Raw genomic sequence first — 20,374 nt, forward strand, 5'->3', positions numbered from 1 at the left:
GTCCAGCAGCCCGGAGTCGGCGCGCACCCGCTCGGGCGGGTAATCCACGGCGGCGGCGGTGCTTTCGTGCAGGCCGGCGACGGCCACGTTGCCGTCGTCATCGTGCAGGCTCGCCAGCAGCCGCACCAGGACGCTCACCGCGTCGGGCACCACGCCACCCCAGATACCGGAGTGCAGGCCGTGATCGAGCGTGGCGACCTCGACCACGCAGTCGACGAGGCCGCGCAACGAAACCGTCAGCGCCGGAACGCCGGTGCTCCAGTTGTCGGAGTCGGCGATGACGATGACGTCGGCGGACAGCGCGTCGCGGTGGGCGGCGAGCAACCGGCCCAAGGACGGCGAGCCGGATTCCTCCTCGCCCTCGACGAATACGGTCACGCCAACCGGGGGCCGGCCGCCGTGCGCCCGGAACGCCGCCAAATGCGTTGCGATACCAGCCTTGTCGTCGGCGCTACCACGGCCGTAGAGCCGCCCGTCACGTTCGGTGGGCTCAAAGGGCGGTGACGCCCACTGGCCGGTGTCGCCTTCGGGCTGCACGTCGTGGTGGGCGTACAGCAGCACGGTCGGCGCGCCCGGCGGCGCGGGGTGTCGCGCGATGACCGCGGGCGCCCCACCCTCGCTGACGACCCGCACATCGCCAAAACCGGCCTGCGACAACAGCTCCGCCACCGACCGCGCGCTGCGATGCACCTCGTCGCGGCGGCCCGGGTCGGCCCACACCGACTCGATGCGGATCAGGTCCTCGAGGTCGCGGCGCACCGACGGCAACAGCTCGCGGACGCGTTCCACCAGATCGCTCATGATCTCGAGGCTAGTCCCCCACTTTCCCGGCCCAGCAGACGCAAAGTCGCATGAATCCTCCGCGGCAGATGCGACTTTGCATCTGCTCGCGAGAGGCGTCAGGTCGTCTCCAGGATCGCCACCGCGGCCGCGGTGTCTCCCTCGTGTGTCAGTGACACGTGGATCGTCACGTCGGCCAGGTGCTTGGCGATGTCGCCGCTGAGCCGCACCCGGGGCCGGCCCCACATGTCGGTGACCACCTCGATGTCCCGGTGGATGTCCTCCGGGAGCACGGGCCGCTGGGCGAACCGGGACCCCGACCAGGCCTTGATCACCGCCTCCTTCGCAGCCCACCGTGCCGCCAGGTGGCGCGCCGCCGACGAACTCTTGTCCGAGGCATCGCGGCGCTCACCCGGAGTGAACGTCTCGGAGAAGACGGTTCCCGGCTGGTCGACCTGCTCGGCGAAATCAGGGATGGAGACGACGTCGATCCCCACACCGACAATTCCCATGGGACGCCAGGCTAACGGACGGTAGTTGACGTCATCCGGGCGAGACCTCGTACGCCTCGCCCTCACCGAGCCGAGACGCCGGGTCCAGCAGCATCGCCGCCTCCTGGCGCTTCTCCGGTGCGTCATGGCTGAAACGACGGTCCGCCGGCCGCTCGTACATCGGCGCGCCGCCGGCGATGGCCGAGACCAACCGGCGCTGACCGGCGAGCAGCCGCGCCTCCGCACGCCGCTGGTAGTCCGCGCGCTGATCGGCATCCAGCGACGCGATGAACGCCTGCGGGTGCACCAGCGCCACCAGCCCCGACACGTGGCCGAACCCGAGGCTGGTCAGCAGCCCCGCCTTGAGCGGGAACTTCTCGCCCAGCCGCAGCGTCTCGCGCACCCACACGAAGTGCGCCGAGCCGGCCAGCTCGTCGTCGACGCAGTCCAGGCTGCGGTTCGGCGGGATCACCCCGTCGCGCAGCATCTGGCACAGGCCCATCATCTGGAACACCGCCGCGCCGCCCTTGGCGTGGCCGGTGAGGCTCTTCTGCGACACCACGAACAGCGGTGCGCCCTCGGAGCGGCCCAGCGAGTCGGCCAGCCGCTCGTGCAGCTCGGTCTCGTTGGGATCGTTGGCCAGCGTCGAGGTGTCGTGCTTGGAGATCACCGCGATGTCGTCGGCACCGACGCCGAGCTTGCCGAGCGCCCGCGCCAACTGCGAGTCCCTGCCGCCGCGGCCGGCGCCCAGCGCACCCAGGCCCGGGGCCGGGATCGAGCTGTGCACGCCGTCGGCGAACGACTGCGCGTAGGCCACCACGGCCAACACCGGCAGGCCCATCTTGAGCGCCAGGTCGCCCCGGGCGAGCAGGATGGTGCCGCCGCCCTGCGCCTCGACGAAGCCGAGCCGGCGCCGGTCGTTGGGCCGGGAGAACTTCGAGTCGTGGATGCCCCGGCCCCGCATCATGGACGTGTCCGCGGTGGCGGCCATGTCACCGAAGCCGATGATGGCTTCCAGCGTCAGGTCGTCGAAGCCGCCGGCGACCACCAGTTCGGCCTTGCCGAGGCGGATCTTGTCGACGCCCTCCTCGACCGACACCGCCGCGGTCGCGCACGCGCCTACCGGGTGAATCATCGCGCCGTAGCTACCCACATAGCTCTGAATGACGTGCGCGGCAACCACATTCGGCAGCACTTCCTGCAGGATGTCGTTCGGCTTGTTCCGGCCGAGCAGGTTGCCGTGATACATCGTCTGCATCGACGTCATGCCGCCCATTCCGGTGCCCTGGGTGCTGGCGACCAGGCCCGGGTGCACCCATCGCATCAACTCGGTCGGGGTGAATCCCGACGACAGGAATGCGTCGACGGTCGCGACGATGTTCCACAACGCCACCCGGTCGGTCGAGCTAGCCATGTCCTGGCTGATGCCGAACACGGTCGGATCGAATCCGGTGGGGACCTGCGCGCCGACGACCCGCGACAGCTTGGTCTTGCGCGGGACCCGAATCTCGGTGCCGGCCTTGCGGATCACCTGCCAGTCGCTGGAGTCGGGCACCGGCCGCACGATCGTGTGCTCGGGGTCGAATTCGACGAAGGCGCGAGCGTCGGCCTCCGAGGACACCACGAAGGAGAAGTCCTTTTCCAGGAACACCGACACCAGCAGCGGCGATGCGTGATCGGGATCGATCGCGCCGTCGTCGACGAACTCGCGGATGCCCACCCGCTCGACCACGATGTCGTGGTAGCGCTCGACCAGTTCGGTCTCGTCGACCAGGTCTCCGGATTCGGTGTCATACCAACCGGGTTGCGGGTCGTCCTCCCACCGGACCAGCCCGGTGGTCCAGGCCAGCTCGAGGACGCCCGCCGCCGACAGCTCGTTGTCGACTTCCATCTCGAACCGGGTGCGCGACGAACCGTAGGGACCGATCTCGGCGCCGCCGACGATCACCACCAGGTCGGCGGGGTCGACGTCCAGGTCGGCCCATTCGGGCGGCGGCGCCGGCTTGAAGCCTCGCGGCGGGGACGGCAGCGCGGCGATGGTGCCTTCCGCCGCAACGTCATCCGCGACCTGATCGCCCGACGTGGCCTGTTCGCGCGCCTTGGCGGCCAGTTCGGCCATGTCGAGGTTGGCCTCGGCAAGGCCGCCGGTCAGGTCGGCCTTGATCGGCGCGCCGGCCGCCGCCACCTTGGACTCGACGTCGCAGAGACCCAGCAGCATGGCCGCCATCTGCTCGGTGGAATACGTGGTGACACCGGCCTCCTCGACGGCCTCGACGATGGCGTCGTTGTGGCCCATCAGCCCGGTGCCGCGGGTCCAGCCGATCAGCGCGTGCGCGAGGCTGACCCTCGCGGCCCACGAGGATTCGGCGTGCCAGCGACTCACCACCGCGTCCAGCGCCGACTTGGCCTCGCCGTAGGCGCCGTCGCCACCGAACATGCCGCGGTTGGGCGAACCGGGCAGCACCACGTGCAGCCGCGACGCGATGTCGCGCTCGGCACCGATCTTGGATAGCCCACCGATCAACCGCTGCACCGCCCAGAGCAGAACCTTCATCTCCATCTCGGAGCGCGAACCCGCCTCCGACAGGTCCCCGGCGACACGCGGCGCCGCGAACGGGAAGAGCAGCGTCGGTGTCTGCGCGTCCTTGATGTGAATGGATTGCGGCCCAAGGCTTTCGGTCTGCTCGGTGCCGATCCATTCCGCCAGCGCGTCGATGTCGGAGTAGGACGCCATGTTGGCGGCGACCACCCACAGCGCCGCACCGTACCGGGCGTGGTCGCGGTAGAGCCCGCGGTAGAACGCCAGCCGCTCGTCGTCGAGTTTGGACGTCGTGGCGATGACAGTGGCTCCGCCGTCGAGCAGTCGCGCGACGACCGACGCGGCGATCGAACCCTTGGAAGCGCCCGTCACGACGGCGACTTCGCTGCGGTACGGGCCGGGGTCGGGGTTCTCGGCGCCGGCCGCGATGCGGCCGTACAGCGAGGCGTGGATCTGGCGACCGGCGGCCAGCGATTTGCCCTGCCACCAGGTGGCCTGGGTCGCGACGACGTGGCCCGCGCCCTCGAACCGTTCGGACAGGCTCTTCCACTGGGCGTCGATCTCACCCTCGTCGGCCAGCCAGAGCTTGACCAAGTCCTCACGGGCACTGGCCCACCGGTCGTCGAACACGACGGCCTTCTTGGCGTCGAAAGCCGGTGCCACCAAACGCGGCCAGTCCGCGCCGAGCTCGGCGGTCACCAGGTCGATGAGCTCGGCGTCGGTGGCGGCCGGCGGCGCGCTCACCGGGTTGTCGTGGCCGAGCTGGCCCAGGATCAGGCGGGCCGCCGAGGCGAGCACACCGTCGCGACCGGTGATCTGGTCGGTGAATTCGCTCAGCGCGGCCGCGTCGACGGTCGCACCACCACCGCCTCCCGAAGAGGGCAGCGCCACCGCGATCCCGCGGCGCGCGGCCACGGAAGCGACCGCGGCGTCGACGACCTTGTCGACCGACGCGGCGTCGGCCAGCGCGCCCTCGTGCAGGTGTCCCATGGCGCCCCCGCGAACGCTGGTGCCCTCGCGGGTGCCCAGCGCGACTTCGACCGTGACGTGCTTGGCCCAGCCGTCGCCGAGCTCCCACGTCTTCTTGACACGCTCGGCGATCGCGGCGGGCCGCTTGCCGGAGGGCCCAAGCACGGTGCGCAGTTGGTCGTTGATCGCGTCGGAAAGCACTGGGCCGAAAGGCTTGTAGGTACGGGCCAGCTTGGTGACCTGCGACCGCAGGCCGGCCAGGTCGGCCTCGGCGGCGCCGTCGATGGCGCCCAGGTTCAACTCCGACCCGAGGTCGACCAGCAACTGGTTGCGCCGCGACGAGGCGCCGTCGGTGATCGACTCGATGGAGTCGAGCTCCTCGATCTGGTCGATGCGCATCTTGGCCGACAGCGCGATCAACGCCAGGGTGGCGTCGGCGGCGTCGAACCCGATGTCATCGGGCCTCGGAGCACCGGACGGAGCTGCGGCGGGAGCCGCAGCGACGACTGGGGCGACATTGGGGTTGGGCCCACCGTCCGACGCGGCAGCGTCGGAATCGGCGGCCGGCTCGTCGGCGTCGGGCTCCGGCTCGGGGTCGGTGTCGGTGGCGAACAGCACCGCGGCGTCGCGCTCGGCGTTGAGCACTTCGACTGTGCTGTGGGCATATTCGGGCAACTTGAGGGTGTTGGTGGCCAGTCCGGCGACGGTCGGCGCGGACTTCACACCGATCTCGACGAACCGCTCCACGCCCAGGCCGCCCGCGGCCTCCTCGGTGAAAAGCAGGTCCTGGGTTTCGATCCAACGCACGGGGCTGGCGAACTGCCAGGCCAGCAGCTCGATCAAGACGATGCGCGCCATCTCGTTCCGGCGCTCGGCCAGCCAGGTGTCGTAGTCGGCCAGGATCGCGTCGAGCGGCTCGGCGGGCACCAGATCGCGGATCTCCTGGATGAAGTCGCGGTCGAGGGTGAACGGGCGGGGCACCAGGTTCGGGATGTAGCGCCCGATGATGACGTCGGGATTCTTGTCGCGCGGCATGACGCGTTCCAGCGAGCGGCGGAACTCCGCCACCCCGACGCGCAGCACCCGCGAGTGGAAGGGCACGTCGATGCCGGGCACCAGGATGAACGAACGCTTGCCACCGGTGAGCTCGCGGCGCCGCTCCACCTCGGCCTCCAGCTCCTCGAGGCCGCGGACCGTGCCTGCGATCGCGTACTGCGAACCGCGCAGGTTGAAGTTCACGATCTCCAGGAATTCGCCGGTGCGCTCGGCGATTCCGGCCACGAAGCCGGGGACCTCGTCGTCGGGTAGGTCGATCTGCGACGGGCGGATGGCGGCCAGCCGGTAGTTCGAGCGGCCCAGCTCGTCGCGGGGCACGATGTCGTGCATCTTCGAACCCCGGTGAAACACCGTCTCCAGCAACGCTTCCAGTTCGTAGATGCCGGTGACGCAGGCCAGCGCGGTGTACTCGCCGACCGAGTGGCCGCAGGCGATCGCGCCTTCGACGAAAGCGCCTTGCTCCCGCATCTCGGCGACCTGGGCCGCCGCGACGGTCGCCATCGCGACCTGGGTGAACTGCGTCAGGTACAGCACCCCCTCGGGGTGGTTGTAGTGCACGCCGCTGGCGATGATGCTGGTCGGGTTGTCGCGCACCACGTGCAGCACCGAGAAGCCCAGCGTGTCGCGGGTGAACTTGTCCGCCTTGTCCCACACCTTGCGGGCGGCCTTCGAGCGGGCGCGGACGTCCATGCCCATGCCCTTGTGCTGAATGCCCTGACCCGGGAAGGCGTACACCGTGTGCGGGGCGGCCAGGCGCGCCGTCGCCGACATCACCAGATCGGACCCGATGCGCGCCGCGACCTCCAAAACCTCTGCACCCTGGTCGATTCCGACGCGCTCGACGCGGAAGTCGACCTCGTCGCCGGGACGCACCATGCCCAGGAATCGGGCGGTCCAGCCGATCAGCCGGGCCGGCGGGCGCGCCTGGCCGTCGGTGGCGGTCACCGCGTGCTGCGCCGCGGCCGACAACCACATCCCATGCACGATCGGCGATTCCAGGCCGGCCAGCAGGGCGGCCGCCCGGTCGGTGTGGATCGGGTTGTGGTCGCCGGACACCACCGCGAACGGTCGCATGTCGACCGGGGCGGTCAGCCGCACGTCGCGGCGGCGGCGGCGCGGGGTGTCGGTCGCGTTCTCCGACACCGCACCGCCGGCCCGCACCGGGTCGGTGAGCTCGGCGGCGCCGGTGCGACCGAGGATCGCAAAGCGCTCGTCGAGACGGGCGATGGTCGCGCCGTCGGCGCCGGCGATCGTCACCGCGACCCTGACCACTCGGCCCATGTCGGTGTCGACGGCCGGGGAAGCCGTTGCGCTGATTGCCAATTCGGCCTCCACCTTGGGCAGCGCGCCGACCACATGGGCGGCGTGGTCCAGGTGCACGAGGCTCAGCAGGCCCTCGACGACCGGCACGCCGGCGTCGGTGACCGCCGAGCCGATCGCCGCGAAAACCGCGGGCCAGCACAGGCCGACGAGCGCGTCGGGCACGGTGGTGAGGCCGGGAGCGAGCGGCTCGCCGAAGGTGGCGGTGACCCCGGTGTGGTCGGCGACCCGCTCGGGGTCCCAGTCCACCGTCACGGCGGCCGTGCCGTCGACGACCGCGGGCAGGAATTCCGGCCCGTCGACACCGGCGGCGATCGCCAGCACGGCGCGCATGGCGGTGGCGGCGTCCTCGGTGGACACCACGGGGGTGCCGCCGTCGACGGTGTTGGGCGGCAGGGTGAACGGGATGTCGATCCAGGTTCCAGAGATCGGGACGCTGAGCATCACCCGATCGCCGTCGACCTCGAGCCGCGCGCCGGTGAATGAGTGTGTGGCGCGGCGACTTTCGGGCCCGTCGTGCACGAGCCAATCGCCGGGGTCGGCGATCCGGTGGACCGGGTTGGTCGCGGTGCGGCCGGCCCACTGCACGTCGGGGGCGTCCAGCACGACGGCCAGCGGGCCGGTGACGTCCGGGCGGCCCAGCCGACGCGACGCGACGGCCCGGGGCCGCCCGTTGGAGGAGAGCACCTCGTCGATGGCGGCCTGCTCGAAGCGGTCCAGCAACTCACCGACCGGTTCGTCCATCCGGGTGATGCCGGCCACGGCCGCGGTGCCCGGGATGATGCACACCTGGTCGGCGTCGTAGCGGGCGTCGTGCGCCTGCCACAGCGAGTCGCTGCGCCACCAGCGCCGCACGTCCTTGTCGATGACCGGCACGAAGTTGACCGGCTTGCCCAGCGTCTTGCACAGGGTGACGAAGAAGGGGACGTCCGCCGGGTGCAGCTGCACGGTGTCGGCGTCGGGGTAGTGGGCAAGCAGCGCGGCGATCGCGTCGTCAGGCCTTTCCAGCAGGGCCGCATCGTTGAACAGCGTCTCGATGGGTCCGGAATCGTTTGCGTGCAAACGGGCTTCGGCGCGTTGCAGCATCTGCTGGAACCGGTCGCGCCAGGTGTCGGCCAGCCACGGGCTGCCCGGTGCGGCGGTGTCGGCGGTGGAGTTGCCCTCCCCGATGGCGAGCTCGACGTAGCGCTGCAGCCACTGCAGGTAGGTCATGCCGGCGACGTCGCCGAAGTACGGCTTGGCCGTGTTGGCCATCGCCGCGATGATCTCGTCGCGGCGAGCCGCGACGGCCTCCGCGTCACCGGCGACCTCGTCGAGGAGCCGCCCGCACCGCGAAGCGCTGTTGTCGATCTCGTGGATGTCGGCGCCCAGCTGGCTGCGGCTGGAAGCCATGCCGCCCACGGCTTTTCCGGCGCCCACCCACTGGTCGGTGCCCTGCGTCTCGACCAGCATCCGCTTGACCGACGGCGACGTGGTGGCCTCCTTGGCCGCCATCGCCGCGGTGCCCACCAGGATGCCGTCGATCGGCATCAGCGGGAAGCCGTACGCCTGCGCCCAGCGCCCGGACAGGTATTCGGCCGCCCGCTCGGGCGTGCCGATTCCACCGCCGACGCAGACGGTGATGTTGGGGCGCGACCGCAGCTCGGAATACGTTGCCAGCAACAGGTCGTCGAGGTCTTCCCAGGAGTGGTGGCCGCCGGCGCGCCCACCCTCGATGTGCATGATCACCGGCTTGGTGGGCACTTCGGTCGCGATCCGGATGACCGAGCGGATCTGCTCGACCGTGCCGGGCTTGAACACGACGTGGCTGATGCCGACGTCGTTCAGCTCCTCGATCAGCTCCACGGCGTCCTCGAGGTCGGGGATGCCGGCACTGATGACGAGGCCATCGATCGCCGCACCGGACTGACGCGCCTTCTGCACCAACCGCTTTCCGCCGACCTGCAGCTTCCATAGGTACGGGTCGAGGAACAACGCGTTGAACTGATAGGTGCGGCCCGGCTCGAGCAGCGTTGCGAGCTCATCGACGCGTGCGGCGAAGATCTCCTCGGTGACCTGCCCACCGCCGGCCAGCTCGGCCCAGTGCCCCGCGTTGGCTGCGGCGGCGACGATCTTGGCGTCCACGGTCGTCGGGGTCATGCCCGCGAGCAGGATCGGCGAGCGTCCGGTCAACCGGGTGAACTTCGTCGAGAGCTTGACCCGGCCGTCGGGAAGGCTCACCACCGTGGGGGCGTACGTCGACCACGCCCGCGCCACCTCGGGGACGGCCCCGACGGTGAAAAGGTTGCGCTGCCCGCCGCGGGTCGCGGCGGGCACGATGCCCACACCCAGGCCCCGGATCACCGGCGCGGTCAGCCGGGTCAGGATGTCACCGGGCCCCAGGTCGAGGATCCAGCGCGCACCGGCGTCGTGCACCCGGCCGATCTCCTCGACCCAGTCGACGCGGCGCACCAGGATGGACTCGGTCAGCTCGCGCGCCAGCGCGACGTCGAGCCCCACCTTTTCGGCCCAGCCGCCGACGATGTCGATGCCGTCGGCCAACCGGGGCGTGTGGAAGCCGACCTCCACCTGCACCGGGTCGAAGACCGGTGCGAAGACGTCCCCACCGCGAAGCTTGTTCTTGCGGTCGGCCTCTTCCTTTTCGGAGATCTGCTGGCAGTACAGCTCGAACCGGGACAGCTGTTCGGGGGTGCCGGTGATGACGACCGAGCGCCGGCCGTTGCGAATCGACAGCACCGGCGGCAACACGGTGCGGACGTCCTGCGCGAACTCGTCGAGCAGGCGGCCGATGCGCTCGGGGTCGGCGTTGGTCACCGACACCATCGGTGGGCGGTCGCCGAGCACGGAGATTCCGCGCCGACGGGCCACCAGCGTCCCGGCCGCGCCGATCAGCTGGGCCATCGCCAGCAGTTCGGCGTCGCGGGTACCGGCGGCCTTGAGCGCCTCGACCGCGAGCACCCCTTGCGAATGCCCCGCGACGGCCACCGGCGGGGTGTCGTTCAAATCCATGCCTTGGCGCGCCAGCGCGCGCACGGCGGCGATCTGAGTGAGCAGCACGCCGGGAATCGACACCGCGGCCGACGTCAGGTGCTTGTCCGACGGGACGGGGTCCTCGGCCGCGAGCGCCCGCACCCAGGTGAGCGGCTCGAAACCGATCGGGCGCACCACCACGAGCTCTTTGGCCACCGGCTCGAGCAGCAGCTCCACCTCACCGACCAGCGTTGCCAGGTCGGCCTCGATCCCGGCCGACGACACCAGTTCTTCCAGGGTTTCCAGCCAGGCGCTGCCCTGGCCCCCGAATGCGACGGCGTACGGCTCGCCTGCCGTCAGACGGTCGACCAGAGCATGGGTGTCCCCGGCAGGTGCGTGGGGGCCTTTCCCGTCGCGATCGGCGGACACCCGGTCGTGCTCGTGGATCGTCACGTCTATCTCCCTCAATGCGTCATGTACGTCTTACGTATCAGTGCTTTCAGCCGGTCCGAAGGGGACAGGAACTCGAGAGAGTCCGTCGATTCCGCATCGAATCGCGACCGAAAATCCGTCTGACCGGTGTGTTGTCGGCGGGCCGTCCGCATGGGTGGAGCGGCGCGGCGGACTGCATCGGCTGTACTAAGAGTGTCATAAGGATCGACCCCCGTTTCGCGTGGTGATTGGTTACTGGTGAGTTCTACGCATGGGTAACCGTGTCGTGGGTAACACCGGTCTGAATCGGCGGCGCGGGCCCCGCGAACAAACCCGCTGCGTGCAGGTGGTTACGGTCGAGTAGCTATAACTGCGCTGATCAAAGCAGTTTTGTTATGTAATCGTTATGTAAAAATTTCGAGCCGTCGAGCCGCGTCGATCCCGCCTCGGCCGCGTCGCGCGGGCGGCATCCGCGCCCGCCGCCGCCAGAAATGAGCGAACGAGTGTTTGCTGGGATCTCTAAGACTCGCGGCCCGACGGTGGCGGGTGACGGAAACCCGGCGGCTAGGCCCACTGGCCGAATTGCGACTTGAGGATTTCGTTGATGTCCACCCCGACGCCGCCGACGCTGCGTTTGTCGATCTCGACCTGATGCAAATGGGCGGCCGGGTGGGCGAATCCCTTGGGTGACCCCCAGTTGTGCTGCCAGAAGTACGAGCCCAGACCGTCGTGCAGCGCCCAGTCGATGGTCTTCGAATTGGCGTACACACCTGTGCGCTGATGACCGATCACCGACTCCCAGGACCGCAGGTAGGGCGCGATCAGCTGTTTGTACTGGTCGTAAGAGGGGTCGTCGTCGATGGAGGCGTAGATCGGTGCGCTGGCGGGGCCGCCGGCGGCGGCGTGCAGTTGCATCCCGCGCTGCGCGTGCTGGAGCCCGGCGCTGGCCCCGCCGAGCCAATCGGCGGTGTCACCCTTCCCGTACTGATAACAGGAGACGATCTTCAGCCCGTTGCTGTTGAGGTCACGCGCCTCGGCGACCTGGATCGGCTTGCCCAGCATCCAGTTGCCGCCGGGTCGCCGGTCCGATACGTACCTGATCGAGCCCGCGGCACCGGCGGCCCGGATCTGACTGGCTGGGATGACGCCGGCCGCGTAGTCCAAGAGGGTGCCGAGCGACGCCGACGCCGGTGTGGCGCCCAGCGACGCGCCCGCGACGCCCAGGCCCACCAAGGCCGGGGTCGCGGCCGCCAGTCTGAGGAGGTCGCGCCGCGAAACCGATGACACAAGCGACAGGGTACGACAGTAACCCCATCCGACACATTGACCACACTGGTCACATCTGCATCACGGTGCCGCATCCTGGGTTTGGGGCGACGCCGCCGTGGGCAGCACGATGACGCTCACGCCGTCAAGGCCGCGGCCGGCGGTCTGTCGGGCGATCTCGTCGAGGAAGTGTGCGGCCGCCGGGTTGATCGATCCCGCCCAGGCCCGGAAGCCCTGGACGATGACGGGGTCGCGCTCGAGTGACGGTTGCACTCCCCGCAGCACGCACACCACGTCGTCGGGCAGTGGGTCGGCGAGCTGGTTGTCGATCCAACGCCGGGCGAGCTCCGTGGCCGCGCCGTCGTCGGCCAACTTGATGACCTCGCCGGCGAGGTCACGCAATCGATCGAACAACACCTGGCGCCCCGGCGTCTCGGCCAGTTTCGCCAGCAGGGTGCTGGCCGCCGCCGGCAGGACCATCTGCCCGAAGAGCACCGGAACCGGCAGGTCCCACTCCTCGAACAGGTCTGCGTACATGGCGGCGACGGGCTCGGACAGCGGCGCGCTGAGCCGCCCGATGACCCCGATGCTGTCGCGGTGGGTGGTCGCGAGCCTGCGCAGGATGTCCTCGTTGACGTCTTCGGCGGGACAATCGGTGGCGGCACGGGAGCGATCGATGGCCGCGATCAGCTGGTCCAGCCGGTCGCGCTGACGCATCAACAACGTGCGGTGCTCATCGAGCACACCCGCCAACGTGGTGCGCCCACCCGCGATCAGCCGCTGGATGTCGTTGATGCTGACGCCGAGACTCCTCATCAAATCGATGCGCAACAGGTCGAGCACCTGCTCGACGTCGAAGACCCGGTAGCCGTTGGACAGATGCTCGGCGCGCAGCAGGCCGATTTTCTCGTAGTGGCGGATGCGACCGGAAGCGATCCCGGTCAGGGCCGTGACGTCGCCGATCAGCAACTGCTCAGCCACCCCTTGACCTTACAACTGTGGCAAGGTCTGTACTGATCAGATGGAACGCGACCAGCTGATCGACCTCACCCGCCGCGCCTTGAAGTTGGCGCGCGACAGGACCACCGATCTCGCCCCGCAGGAGCACCGGGTCGAGGCGCGGGCATACACGTCGACCGAGCGCCACGTCCAGGACCGCGCCCTGGTGATGGCCAGCCCCCAGTTGGTCGGCTATGCCTCGGAGTTACCCTCCCCCGGCGCGTATTGCACCAAGACGGTGATGGGCCGGTCCATCTTGTTGACCCGCACGGCCGACGGATCGGTCAAGGCGTTCAACAACGTCTGCCTGCACCGCCAGTCGCAAGTGGCGACGGGATGCGGCAGCGCAAAGCGATTCACCTGCCCGTACCACGCGTGGACCTACGACAACACCGGGCGCTTGGTCGGCCTGCCGGGTCGGGAAGGGTTCCCGGACATCAGCGTCAAAGTCGACGGCCTGACCGAACTCCCGGCTGCCGAGTTCGCCGGATTCCTCTGGATCGCAATGGATCCCGGCTCTCCACTGGACGTCGCCGCACACCTCGGCCCGCTTGCCTCCGAGCTCGATTCGTGGGGCATCGGGCGGTGGTCGCCGCTGGGCGAGAAGGTGCTCGACTGCCCGATCAATTGGAAGCTCGCGGTCGACACCTTCTCGGAGAACTACCATTTCGCCACCGTCCACCAGCAGACCTTCGCCACGATCGCCCGCAGTAACTGCACGGTCTTCGATTCGTTCGGTCCGCACCACCGGTTGATCTTCCCGCTCAACACGATCCTGGGGCTGGACGAGGTCCCCGAAGATCAGTGGGATCCGTTCCAGAACATGGTCGTCATCTACGCGCTGTTCCCCAACATCGTGCTGTCGGTCACCATCGCCAACGGCGAGCTGTTCCGGATCTACCCCGGCGATCGACCGGGGAAATCGGTCACCGTGCACCAGAATTCGACACCGCTGGATCTGACCGATGAATCGGTGGCGGCTGGCGCGCAGGCGGTCTTCGAGTACGCCCACGCCACCGTGCGCGACGAGGACTACCGCCTCGTCGAGGGCCTGCAGGCCAACCTCGATTCGGGCGTTCGCGACCACTTGCTGTTCGGCCGCAACGAACCCGGGCTGCAACATCGTCACATCGCCTGGGACCGGGCGCTCGCCGAGGTTTGCGACACCTAAACCACGCAGACGACATGCCGCAGAACGTGTGCGTGGTTTCAGTCTCGATGCGGCTCCCTCAATCGTCGACGGTCAGCGCCGCCACGAGGTCATCCAATAGCGTTGCCAACTCGTCGCTTTGGGCGGCGCGCACCGTGGTCAACAGCCCGACCGCTTCCTGTCGGCGTCCCCGGGCCAACAGCTGCACCAGCAGGCCCGCGGCCGTCTGCAGGTCCCGGTCGGCGGGTTCGAGGTTCGCGACGGTGGTGGCCAGCACCTCGACCAGCTCCCAGTCCCGATACAGGGCCAGGGAGCGCTCGTTGAACGCGAAACCGGTCACGGGCGTGCCCCACAGCGTCCCCCTGTAGCGGTACGGGCCCTCCATGTATTCGATGGGCAGGCCGTGCGCGGGCGCGGGCACCAGTGGTTCCCCGACGATGTCGAGTTGCATGGTGCGGCAAGTGATCCGGTGGCGATCCGGCATATATCGGGCGGCCGCATGCGGCCGCACCAACGGCTGCACCGCCTCCGGCCATCGCACATAGCTGCTGACCGTCACCTCGACGTCTTCGGCGCACTCCGGCGGGATGGCCGGGTCGGGATGACTCATCGTCACGCCGGTAAACGGCTGCAGCGCATTGGCGTTCGTGCGATCAAACTGCCGCCAGATGCTCAGGTCCACGCCGTTGTCGAAGTTGATGGTGCGCCATTCGTGGGACCGGGCCCGCGGGTCTCCCCCGGTCCCGCCGCCGCCCGCGTACTTCGGGAACCACTGCCGGTCGATGTGACCGCTGCTGCCGGAAACCTGTTCGACGACATCGCCCCAACGCAGCGTGCCGGTCATCGCCATGCCGGTCTGGAAGTACGAGTAGGTCTCGGTTTGACCGAAGCAGCAGATCTTCCCGTTGTATGTCGAGGCGCCCACCGGTGTCGGTGCGCGCGTTGGCGTTACGGCTAAGTCCAGGCGCATCGGACGACCCGACTGATCCTCGCCGACCAGGCTGACGCGATACGTGTAGGGCAGCAGCTCTCCGTCGGCGTCGCGACACGTGGTCCACGACGCGGTGCCGGCCCCGCTGGAGTAATGGATGTCCAGATAACCCGGCGCCAGGCTGAGCTTGCGCTGCGCACCGGGCTTCATGTTGGCGGGCGGCATGTCGTAGTCCGTGTAGGTGCCGTAGTCACCGGTGTCGAGATCGAACAGCGCCAGCGTGTAGAAGTCCGCGACCACGGTCCCGCCGGGACGGTTCTTGTTGAAGATGGTCAGGAAGGCAAACGATCGGTCGTCCTCGGCGGCATCGAGCTGCCCGGCGATGAACCAGGTGTCCGATTCCTGGTCCGGGTGTTCGCCCTCGGCGGCGGGAAAGTCCAGCTGGCTGTCGCCGGGCACCAACTGGAACGGGTAACTGCGCCAATCGCTGGTCATATGGGGCCTCGCTGCTTTTTTCGCTATGTTAGCGTCAATAGCGAAATCACGGTCACTGCGCCATGTGCGCGCGCCCAACCCGTCGAGGAAGTGCCCGATGACAGCAATTGCCGACCACCGGTCCTACAGCGAACTCTTCATCGGGGGGCAGTGGCGTAAGCCCGCCAATCCCCAACAGCTCGCCGTCATCTCCCCGCACTCGGAAGAGCCGGTCGGACACGTCCAGGTGGCCGGGCCGGAGGACGTCGAAGCGGCCGTCGCCGCCGCGCGCCGCGCCTTCGACCACGGCCCGTGGCCGCGGATGTCCCACGCCGAGCGGATGGCCAAGGTCGAGCAGCTCGCCACCATCTACGGCGGCCACATTGAGGAGATGGCCGACCTGATCACCGACGAGATGGGCTCCCCGCGCAGCTTCAGCCGGATGGGCCAGGGGGCGGCTGCGGCGACGCTCATCCATCTGGCGCTGGCCGCCGCGCGCGACTTCCCGTGGGAGGAACGGCGCCAGGGCGTGCTCGGCGAAGTGCACCTGCGCAGGGCCCCGGTCGGGGTGGTCGGCGCGATCGTCCCGTGGAACGTGCCGCAGTTCCTGATCATGCCCAAACTGATCCCGGCGCTGATCGCCGGGTGCACCGTCATCATCAAACCCGCGCCCGAAACTCCCCTGGACGCTTTGTGGTTGGCGGAGATGATCGAGCAGCTGGACCTGCCCGAAGGGGTGGTCTCGGTGTTGCCCGGCGGCCCCGAGATCGGCGAGGCGCTGGTGCGTCATCCGGGTGTGGACAAGATCGCGTTCACCGGGTCGAGCGCCGTCGGCCGCCGCATCGCCGCTCTGTGCGGCGAACAACTCAAGCGGGTGAGCCTGGAATTGGGCGGTAAATCCGCGGCGATCATTCTCGACGACGCCGACATCGGCAAGACCGTCGCCGGATTGAAAACCGCGGGCCTGATGAACAATGGCCAGGCCTGCGTCGCCCAGACCCGCATCCTGGTCAGCGACCGGCGACACGACGAGGTCGTCGACGCGCTCGCCGACATGATGTCGGCCCTGCAGGTCGGCGATCCGGCCGATGACACCACCGACATCGGACCCCTTGTCGCGCAACGGCAACAACGCCGCGTCCAGGACTACATCAAGTCGGGTCAGGCCGAGGGGGCCCGCGTGGTCCTCGGCGGCCAGGACAGCCCGTCGGACCGCGGCTGGTACGTGCGGCCGACGCTCTTCGCCGACGCCACCAACGACATGCGCATCGCCCGGGAGGAGATCTTCGGCCCGGTGTTGACCGTGCTGCGCTACCGCGATGAGGACGACGCGATACGCATCGCCAACGAGACCGACTACGGTTTGGCCGGTTCCGTGTGGACCTCCGACATCGCACACGGCATGGAGATTGCGGCGGGGGTGCGCACCGGCACGTACGGCATCAACATGTACACGCTCGACATCGGCGCCCCCTTCGGCGGCTTCAAGCAATCGGGCATCGGACGCGAGTTCGGACCGGAGGGGCTCGACGAATACGTCGAGCTGCAGACGTTGGTGTGCAAGGGGCCGCTGCCGCCGCTATAACCCGCCGTCAGTGCCCCTGCCCGTGATCGGGGCATATGGCGATTGCCATTTGTGATATCACCGGTGATATCACAATCCGGACCCGTCCCATGGTCGCGGCCATCGCTACGCCGTCCCCGGCCGCCATGACGGGTCGCGGCCCGGCGGTGCTACGTCGTCATCGGCCACTGGCGGGCAGCTGCAGGGTGAGCTCGACCGGGCAGCACAGCGCGCCGTGCTGATTGGTCACCTGGATCTCGATGTCCACGAGACAGCGGGGCGGGTCCACGGAGTCGTCGCGACGCTTGGCCACCGCGCGTGCCCGACCGATCATGGTGTCGCCGGCGTAGACCGAACCCGTCAGCCGCAAGGAGCGCCGCACCACGCGGCTGCTCGGGCCCGCCCAGTCGGTCGCGACACGGTCGGCGAAGCCGGCGAGGTGCATCGTGTTGACGTAGATTGTCGGATTGCCCTGGCGCCGCGCATATTCCGGGTCAAAGTGGCCCGGGAAGTAGTCCCACGTCGCTCCGGCGTTCTCGACCACTCGCTGGTAGCTGATGTGGTCGACCACCTCGGGCAGGTCTGCCGGAACGGTGATCGCGTCGAAGTCCAGGCCGTCGCCGCTCACGGCGATCCCCCCGGGGTGAACCGAAACAACGTGTTGCGGCAGGTGGCCACCACCGTCTGGTCCTGGCGGCGATAGGTCTCCAGCGTCTCGACGAAATGGCCGACACCCAGCCGCGTCCGCTTCTCCGGCGACACCGACACCAGCTCCTCGACGACGGTGAGCACGTCACCTTCGACGATGGGCTCCAGGAACTCGACGTCGTTGGCCGCGTTGATGAAGGTGGTGCCGGGCAACGGCACCCGCAGGACCAGGGACGCCGCCGGCGGCCTGCCCTGTGGCAGCCACGGCGGGGGGATCAGCCACCCCATCAACATCGCTGGGGGTGCCGGCAGCCCGCCCCACGTCCGGTTCGCGAAGTCGGCGTCCCAATAAGAACGATTGCGGTCGTGGACCATCGCCGCGAACAACTGGATGCGCGCGCCGCTGACCGCCGTGGCCGCGGTGCGGGGCTCGCTGGCCGCGCCGACCATCCGCAGCGCGTCTTCGTAGGTGCCGAAGGCCAGCTCGTAACTCAGATCCACGCCGCTCACATAACGAGCGGGTGCCTGCTGGGAACCGAATCCCATTGCAGCGTGCGGGAAGTGAAGTACCAGCCGCCACGCTCATAGATCAGCGTGTCCCGGAAGATCCCGGTGGCCCGCAACGTGGTGTCGCCGTACATGGCGGCGAAAAGCACGGCGACACAATGCTGTGTCGCGTTGACCCCGTCGACGCGGATTTCGTGGTCGAGGGTGACAAGCCGTTGTCCGTCACCGCCGTCGAACGCCGCACGCAGGTCGTCGAACGTGTCGCCGTCGCGGTGGTAGGTCGCGCCGGAGTGGCGGAACGTGGCGATCCAGCGCTCGCGGTCGCCGTCGGAGTAGGCCCGGTTGTGCCGGGCGTTCAGGTTGAGGATGGCGGCTCGACCCGTGGCGGCCTGCAGCATTTGCTGTTCCTGATAGGACATGGTCATTGCGGTCTCCAGACTCTCCCGGGAAACGACTGCCAACGAACGGACGCACGTAACATTAAAGTAACTTTCCGACGATTACGTAACATTAACGTAACCTACCGGCTAACGATATAGCCCTGAGCTTCACGATCCCACGCCTCCTGAGTCACCCCCCGCTCGCGTAACAGGTCTTTGCGTATCCGCCCGATGACGTTCTTCGGAAGTTCGCGGACGGTCTCCACGAATCGCGGCACGCAGAAGTACGGCATCCGGGCCGCGCAGAAATCGAGCAGCTCGGTGTAATCGACTGTGGTCCCGGGCCGCAACGTCACCACCAGCAGGATGTCGTCCTCGCCCAACGAGCTGGGCACCCCGACCGCGGCCGCTTCGGCCACGGCGGGATGGCTCATGACGACGGCCTCCACTTCGACCGAGGAAACGTTCTCTCCCCGCCGGCGCAACGAATCCTTGCGGCGGTCGACGTAGGTCAGGTTGCCTTCGGTGTCGAGCCGGCCGAGGTCGCCGGTGCGAAACCATTCCTGGTGTGGAACCACCCGTGAGCCTTCGCCGACATAGCCTTCGCTCATCACACCCGGGTACCGGGCCCGGCAGGCGATCTCCCCGACCGCACCGGCGGACAGCGGGTCGCCGGCTTCGTCGACGATGCGTACGTCGAAGTTCGGATTCGGCCGCCCCGACGTCCCGGGCACCCCCTCGTCGGCCAGGGCCTTGACGGCGATCGGGAACGCCTCGGTCATCCCGTACATCGTGACAATCCGGCAGCCGTAACGGTTTTCGATGTCGCGATACGCCTTGGCGTCGATCGGAGCCGCGGAGATGAATCGCAGTGGCAGCTGCGCGTCCCGGGGGTCCGCGGGCAGGTTGTGCAGCATCGACACCATGGCACCGGCGCCGGCGAAGCCGATGGCGCCGCGGGCACGGATGTCGTCCCACACCTGGCCGGGGTGAAACGCCTGGGCCAGCACGGTCGTCGCGCCGAACAGCATCGGCGCCAACACGCTGGGAGCCGCGCTCAGGTGAAACAGCGGCATCGCCGTCCAGAGCACCTCCCCGTCCCGCAGTTCCCAGGCCGACGCGACGGTCGCGGCCACGGTGAACAGGTAATGCCATGTCGTGGCAACCGCTTTGGACGGGCCGGTGGTGCCCGACGTGAAGAACAGGCATCCCACCTCCCCCGCCCCGGTGTGCGCCCCGGCACCGAGGCCTCGCCGTCCGACTTCGGTTACACCGCAGCCGGTGAGCCCGATCCGGCGGCCGCGAAAGCCTAATCGGCGAGCCGATGCACCCCGACCGGAGCGCGCCGTTAGGGCCCTCCGATTTCGGCGTCGACGATTTCACCGTGCCGGCGGTGCTCGACCGGCGCGCCGAGCAATATCCCGACCGGGTGATGATGTCGATCGCCGGCGTCGAGGTGACCTTCGAGCAGATGCGGCAGCGGTCCTGCGCCGCGGCGAACATGCTCGCGGACTTCGGCGTTGGCCCGCGTGACTGCGTGGCGCTGTTCACCGCAACGTGCCCGGAGTGGGTGTACTTCTGGCTGGGTGCGGCGCGCCTCGGCGCGGTGAGCGCGGCCGTCAACGCCGCCAACAAGGCAGACTTCCTGCTGCACGCCCTGCGGTTGTCGCAGGCCAAGGTGATCCTCACGGATGCCGAGCGGCGGCCCAGGGTCGACGAGGTTGCCGACGCGCTGGACGCCGCGCCCAGCGTTGTGCTGCAAGATGATTCACTCCGGGCGGCATTGAACCGCGGCGGGGGGCCGGCGGTCGCCGGGGCGCACACCGGCGAAGGGCCGCATAGTCGTGCGCCTCTTCGGGAGCCAGGTTCGGCTTCTCCAGGTACTTCATGTTCTCCCA

Annotated in this window: 11 protein-coding genes and 3 pseudogenes; 3 read left to right on the forward strand and 11 right to left on the reverse strand. The window is 68.8% G+C overall.

Translation table 11 applies throughout. The features are described 5' to 3' along the window. The 5 genes from A9X05_RS10240 to A9X05_RS10260 all read right to left on the reverse strand — a co-directional run. The coding region (locus tag A9X05_RS10240) for a M20/M25/M40 family metallo-hydrolase (protein WP_156736617.1) at positions 1–801 on the reverse strand (801 nt) is incomplete at its 3' end. Positions 802–899: 98 nt separating this feature from the next. Continuing rightward, positions 900–1,292 carry a holo-ACP synthase gene (locus tag A9X05_RS10245; protein ID WP_065444533.1) on the reverse strand — a complete coding sequence of 131 codons (393 nt, stop codon included), beginning with the start codon at positions 1,290–1,292 and terminating at the stop codon, positions 900–902. A 31-nt stretch (positions 1,293–1,323) separates the two neighbouring features. Then, positions 1,324–10,578, reverse strand: a complete 9,255-nt coding sequence (locus A9X05_RS10250; RefSeq protein ID WP_067781053.1) for a type I polyketide synthase — start codon at positions 10,576–10,578, stop codon at positions 1,324–1,326. Between the two features lie 543 nt (positions 10,579–11,121). Then, complete coding sequence (locus tag A9X05_RS10255) at positions 11,122–11,844, reverse strand: DUF1906 domain-containing protein (RefSeq protein WP_067781056.1); 723 nt, start codon at positions 11,842–11,844, stop codon at positions 11,122–11,124. A gap of 60 nt (positions 11,845–11,904) precedes the next feature. Then, entirely contained in the window at positions 11,905–12,804 is a 900-nt protein-coding gene (locus tag A9X05_RS10260; protein ID WP_067760535.1) for a MerR family transcriptional regulator, read from the reverse strand. Between the two features lie 40 nt (positions 12,805–12,844). On the opposite strand from A9X05_RS10260, the gene A9X05_RS10265 reads away from it, so the two are divergent. Then, positions 12,845–13,993 (forward strand): SRPBCC family protein, encoded by a 1,149-nt coding sequence (locus A9X05_RS10265; protein WP_067781059.1) that lies wholly within the window; start codon positions 12,845–12,847, stop codon positions 13,991–13,993. Between the two features lie 58 nt (positions 13,994–14,051). Here the strand turns inward: A9X05_RS10265 and A9X05_RS10270 are convergent, their stop codons facing one another. After that, on the reverse strand, positions 14,052–15,398 hold the full coding sequence (locus tag A9X05_RS10270) for a lipocalin-like domain-containing protein (protein WP_067781062.1): 1,347 nt from the start codon (positions 15,396–15,398) through the stop codon (positions 14,052–14,054). Between the two features lie 97 nt (positions 15,399–15,495). On the opposite strand from A9X05_RS10270, the gene A9X05_RS10275 reads away from it, so the two are divergent. Next, positions 15,496–16,962, forward strand: coding sequence for an aldehyde dehydrogenase (locus A9X05_RS10275; RefSeq protein WP_067781065.1), 1,467 nt, complete (start codon positions 15,496–15,498; stop codon positions 16,960–16,962). A gap of 157 nt (positions 16,963–17,119) precedes the next feature. Here A9X05_RS10275 and A9X05_RS10280 read toward each other — a convergent pair whose 3' ends face one another. The 4 genes and pseudogenes from A9X05_RS10280 to A9X05_RS10295 all read right to left on the reverse strand — a co-directional run. Further along, positions 17,120–17,569: a MaoC family dehydratase gene (locus A9X05_RS10280; RefSeq protein ID WP_067781068.1), complete on the reverse strand. Its 450-nt coding sequence runs from the start codon at positions 17,567–17,569 to the stop codon at positions 17,120–17,122. Next, on the reverse strand, positions 17,566–18,039 hold the full coding sequence (locus A9X05_RS10285) for a MaoC family dehydratase N-terminal domain-containing protein (protein WP_067760598.1): 474 nt from the start codon (positions 18,037–18,039) through the stop codon (positions 17,566–17,568). Before A9X05_RS10285 ends, A9X05_RS10280 begins: the two co-directional genes overlap by 4 nt. 56 nt (positions 18,040–18,095) lie before the next feature. After that, positions 18,096–18,521: a nuclear transport factor 2 family protein gene (locus A9X05_RS10290; RefSeq protein WP_067760525.1), complete on the reverse strand. Its 426-nt coding sequence runs from the start codon at positions 18,519–18,521 to the stop codon at positions 18,096–18,098. Positions 18,522–18,616: 95 nt separating this feature from the next. Further along, positions 18,617–19,699, reverse strand: a pseudogene (locus A9X05_RS10295) (AMP-binding protein); the annotation flags it as partial. 212 nt (positions 19,700–19,911) lie between these two features. Between A9X05_RS10295 and A9X05_RS32075 the strand changes: the two are divergent. Beyond that, positions 19,912–20,187: pseudogene (locus tag A9X05_RS32075) on the forward strand (AMP-binding protein); the annotation flags it as partial. Here the strand turns inward: A9X05_RS32075 and A9X05_RS32080 are convergent. Beyond that, a pseudogene (locus tag A9X05_RS32080) lies at positions 20,162–20,374 on the reverse strand (hypothetical protein); the annotation flags it as partial. The pseudogenes A9X05_RS32075 and A9X05_RS32080 sit on opposite strands and share 26 nt — an antisense overlap.

Source organism: Mycobacterium sp. E3298 (assembly GCF_001666895.1).
In the GTDB taxonomy this organism is placed as follows: Bacteria; Actinomycetota; Actinomycetes; order Mycobacteriales; family Mycobacteriaceae; genus Mycobacterium.

What these genes read in the sequence shown, in the direction of transcription:
- A9X05_RS10245 (WP_065444533.1), bottom strand. Translation starts at nt 1,292, where the DNA reads ATGGGAATTGTCGGTGTGGGGATCGACGTCGTCTCCATCCCTGATTTC.
- A9X05_RS10265 (WP_067781059.1), top strand. Translation starts at nt 12,845, where the DNA reads ATGGAACGCGACCAGCTGATCGACCTCACCCGCCGCGCCTTGAAGTTG.
- A9X05_RS10270 (WP_067781062.1), bottom strand. Translation starts at nt 15,398, where the DNA reads ATGACCAGCGATTGGCGCAGTTACCCGTTCCAGTTGGTGCCCGGCGAC.
- A9X05_RS10275 (WP_067781065.1), top strand. Translation starts at nt 15,496, where the DNA reads ATGACAGCAATTGCCGACCACCGGTCCTACAGCGAACTCTTCATCGGG.
- A9X05_RS10285 (WP_067760598.1), bottom strand. Translation starts at nt 18,039, where the DNA reads ATGGTCGGCGCGGCCAGCGAGCCCCGCACCGCGGCCACGGCGGTCAGC.
- A9X05_RS10290 (WP_067760525.1), bottom strand. Translation starts at nt 18,521, where the DNA reads ATGACCATGTCCTATCAGGAACAGCAAATGCTGCAGGCCGCCACGGGT.